This is a genomic window from uncultured Thiodictyon sp. (assembly GCF_903946935.1).
GTDB lineage: Bacteria > Pseudomonadota > Gammaproteobacteria > Chromatiales > Chromatiaceae > Thiodictyon.
The window spans coordinates 1-4,185 of sequence record NZ_CAJAXH010000171.1 but is presented as its reverse complement, the minus strand read 5'-3'; the positions used below and the strand labels follow the sequence as shown (position 1 = coordinate 4,185).

2 protein-coding genes are annotated in these 4,185 nt (G+C 62.3%); both read left to right on the top strand.

Translation table 11 applies throughout. The annotated features are described in order from the left end of the window. The first annotated feature begins 237 nt into the window (after positions 1–237). Positions 238–2,139, top strand: coding sequence for a hypothetical protein (locus QZX93_RS15110; protein WP_295389185.1), 1,902 nt, complete (start codon positions 238–240; stop codon positions 2,137–2,139). Between the two features lie 161 nt (positions 2,140–2,300). After that, positions 2,301–4,185 (top strand): hypothetical protein (locus tag QZX93_RS15105; RefSeq protein WP_295389183.1); only part of this gene is annotated, 1,885 nt, incomplete at its 3' end.

Here is a 4,185-nt window from a genome sequence, read left to right as displayed (position 1 = left end):
GCATAAACTACGCAAGACCACGCGTGGGCCGAAGAAACCGCCTACACCACGCACCAAGTTCAAGGGTAAACCTCATGTCTCGACCGCTCGGTTGCTCGCCGGTTCGGGCTGAACACGAAATGACACCTTAAAAGGGCTGGTTCCACTGAGGCGAGCGACAGGAGGGCACTCCAGCAAGTCCTCACCCAGATCCGCGTCAGCCGCAGCCAAAGCGTTCCACGGCCTCGCGGCCCCTGGATGTCCGAGGAACGGCCGGAACAAATTCTCATCCAGCTTGGTCTGGGGGGCGTTGATGAAATTAAGACGCTCGACAATTATTATCGTCCGTGGGGGAGCAACAACGGGAACAATTTCCCACTCAACCGACTGGAATACCAACCGGGTAGCTCCTGGCCCGTCGACCATCAATGGCTGGTCTGCCACTATGCCTGCGGTATCGACGGCAATTTCAGGATGGCGGCCCTCACCCGCGCCCTGCATAAGCGCAAGCAGAAGGATGGCGAGGACGATGGAGGCGAGATGACCGCGCGCCATTATTTCCGGGCCTTGGTCCCCAAGGCGCCAGACAAGTACTTCCCCGGCACCAAGACCATCGGCACCGAACTGGTGAAGCAGCATACCGCGATGCTGCGGGAATTGGTCGATGGCAAGTCCGGTCACCTATCACGACTGCCGCGAAGCTTTTGGGACAAAACGTTGGTCGGTGCAGATATCGTAACCGTTCAGACCCCCTCCCCTGAGCCTGCGTCCGCAAACGAAGAATCAGTGGGTTACGGCGAGCGGCAGCCGAAAACCGGCGGGGGGTCTGAACGGTTACCAGATATCGACGCGGCCAGAACCGGCATGGGCAAACGCATCGCGGCTAATGGGCTAAAACCCTATCAGGTGATTTATCTCGAAGCCGAGGTCGATCAATCCGATAACCCAACCAAGATCGTCTCATTCGGCACACACTTCCGCTACCGCTGGCGCTATACCAGTTCCGTACGTGAGATCAACATCGATCCCGAAACCGGCATTGGGACCCTACGCACCGAGCTGAAGCCAGCGGCGGACGAGAGTATCGTATCGCCCAACGATGCCTTCGCCTCCGGCAAACTCAGCGGCGCCCGCCTGCTGTTCGGCTATGTAGCGGATCAGGACACCGGCACGCAAGGTCTTGGCGATAAGAGCTTTGCCCGCCTTGCCGGGCGCATCGCCATCAACCATGCCGTGGAAGAGCCCCCGCAAGACCGTTTGGACCCCAATCACCGTTTCCTCTGGTTCAATGGTGTCGCGGCAGATGCCCGCTTCCTGCTGCCCCTGCGCATCCTGGGGGCGCCAAAACCGAGCGCCGTGGAGCATTACGTCAGCCAACAGGGTGTCGAGTCCCGCCCCGCGGCGACCATCACCTACGGTGACCTCCAAGGCGACCCCGGCGGCGCACTGAACGGCCGTAAATTCTATCGCCATCAGCCTATGTCATTGGGAAATGGTGCGCTCACCGGTAGCGAGCGATTCCTCGCCGAGGACGAAAAGACCTGCCGCTCGGACCAAGCGACCCTGGCGCGCTGGGTGAGCCGCCCCGACACCCGTTTCCGCTATACCTTGCGCTTCCGCGACCTGCGGGAATGGGAGATCGGCGCCCTACTCGTTTCCCTGCAGCCTCACCTGCTCAAAGACTTGGCCAAGGACTTGCCCGCCACAATCAGCAATCTCTTTCCTCAACCACATCAAAAATCCGGACCGCCAGGCCAAGCGCCCCTGTTTGCGCTCAAACTGGGCTATGGCCGCCCCTTGGGCTTTGGCAGTGTAACCATGACAGTCAAGGAGGCGCTCATACTTGGCGAGAAGCCCCACTTGAACCGGGAGGCGAAGCTACCCGAATGGCAGCGGCGCATGGTTCTCGCCTTTCTGCAGATTATTGCCGGCAAGGAGACCGGACTGGTCAACTGGCTCAAGGTCAGCCGGTATGCCGGTCAACCGCAGACCGATTATCCGCGGGACAAGGACGACGACAAGATCTATAGCTATCACACCAAGATTCGCGTCTCCCATGCCAAGCAGCGTCGTAGTGCGCCGCCGCCGGGTGCTCAACCTCAAAACGGCCCGCTGCGGCCAGACCGCCGGATTTGGCTCGGGTTAAAGCCCGGCGTTTAACGGCGCCACGGAGTTGGGTGGATTGCGCGATCACTTGTCCACCCTGCGGCTACGACTGTTTGGCCCGCCGCCAATCCCGGCGAGCCGTGGCAGTTGAAAAAGGCCATCACAGACACCCCTTAACCCACAACCAGACCGGCAGCACCGCAGGAGCGTCCCGAATGAGCCCGATCAAGACCCCCGTCGCCCTGATTATCTCCACTGGCAGGCAGGACATCAAATTCTGGGCGCCGGGACAGCGCGATGGAAGGCCCTATGGACTGGAAATCGACAAGCAACGGTACCGCGCCGTGCATGAGGCACTGACCACAGACCGCTGTCGCCTTCGGATCGGATTGGGGGAATGCGATGTGGGCCAGCTATCCACGACGACACTGCGCGAGGCACTGCCTACGGTGAAGTGGGATCCCGTGCGCGGCGGTGACCAGGCCTCCCCACCAAGCCAGCCCAAGGACACTCGACCGGGTAACGCGCCTGGGGGTTGCCGGGAAAGCGACGGCGACAAGATCGTCTATGTCGATACTGACGGCAGACTCTTACTGCGCCCCGCGAAGGTGGAACGCCTCATCACCGCCTTGCTGACGTCCGATGACCTGGCGGTCCAGCGGGTGTTGATTTTCTACAGCGACCGCCGCCAGCCGACGAACGACGCCTTCTTTTACCGATGCGAGCCCATTCGCACCGGCGAGATCATTGGACACTGGCTGGCGGGGCCTGAGACCTTCGGTATACCCTGGCGTGGCGAAACCGCGTTCACGCGGCAGGAATGCGGAATCCGCGCGACCAACTACCTGTCGGGTCTGGAACAACTGGAAGCCGCGCCCTATAGCGAGGACTTTCCGGTGCTGCGCCCCGCCGTGCGGATCATCGACGAGGCCATCCGTAACCTCGCGGACGGCTTCCAAGGCAGGGCCATCGTCTCGGCCCTCGGCGGCATGACTCAGATCAAACCCATGGTGCTGGCCTCGGCAGAACTGCACTTCCCCCGCCGCACCTTCGACTATTGGGAGACCGAGGCCGAGGGCAAGCACCCGATCACCGCGGTCCCGCCACTCAACCGAGAGCAAATCCAGCGCGATGTGGTGACCGCCGCAGATCGTCTGGGTGCTCGTGCCCATGCCCTCAGCCGGCTCAGCGAGGGCGATATCCTGGGCGCTTGGGGCTCGGTTGCCCATTTGGACGCCATTAAGACCGACCGCGCCTGGCTCGACCGGGTCAAAGACCTGGCCGCCTTCTTCCGCGGCGCGGCGCCGAGTGAGGAGATTTGCAGCGCAATCGGCGTTAACGGCCATGGCACAACGGACGGTGCGATAATGCTGCTACTGCGCGCCTTCCAGGTAGAGGCCGCACTGCAGGGCGACAGCGAACCGGACTGGCGTGTCCCGGATGCACTGATCGCGACCACTGCCCTGGTCGACCTGGCGCTGGAAATGGCCGTCATCCGGACGCTGGCCGCGCAGGGATGCGCCGCCGACGCCAAAACGATGAGCGTGCCTGCCGACCAGAGCCAGGCCATCCAGTTGGCCGTCCAGTCGATCGTGGAGACCGATCCGAAGTGGGAGAAGGCCCCCGCCTGGTTTCCCGACTTATTCCTGGAACAGCAGAGAGTGAACACCATGGCAGGCGCCGCTGCGGCATGGCGTCTCTGGCTGGCTAGCCTCACCGGCGATGCGGCGGCGGGCGTCCTTGCCACCGCGCTCCAGAACCTCGAACACTATACGCGTAAACGCAAGATTCGCCACTACCGCAATCAACTGGCTCACCGTAGCCTGAAGGATCCCCGCAAGCCGTTAGCCGAGGCGGCTAGGCCCTGGACTCCAAACGGCGAGACTACAGCTCTCGGTCCGCTCTGGCAACGGCTGACGCCATCCGGCGAGCCGTTATCTTCAGGAATGGGCGAGGTGTTCCTCAGCCGTAGGGACGCCGGTTACCCGGCGCCCCCGGCGCAATCCCGGACGTGCAGTTTTCCCGCATCCGGTTCCTCGGTTGTACTCACATTCGCGCGGACCTTCACAGTTGCCCGTTACAAGGCCCAGTTGTTATTGC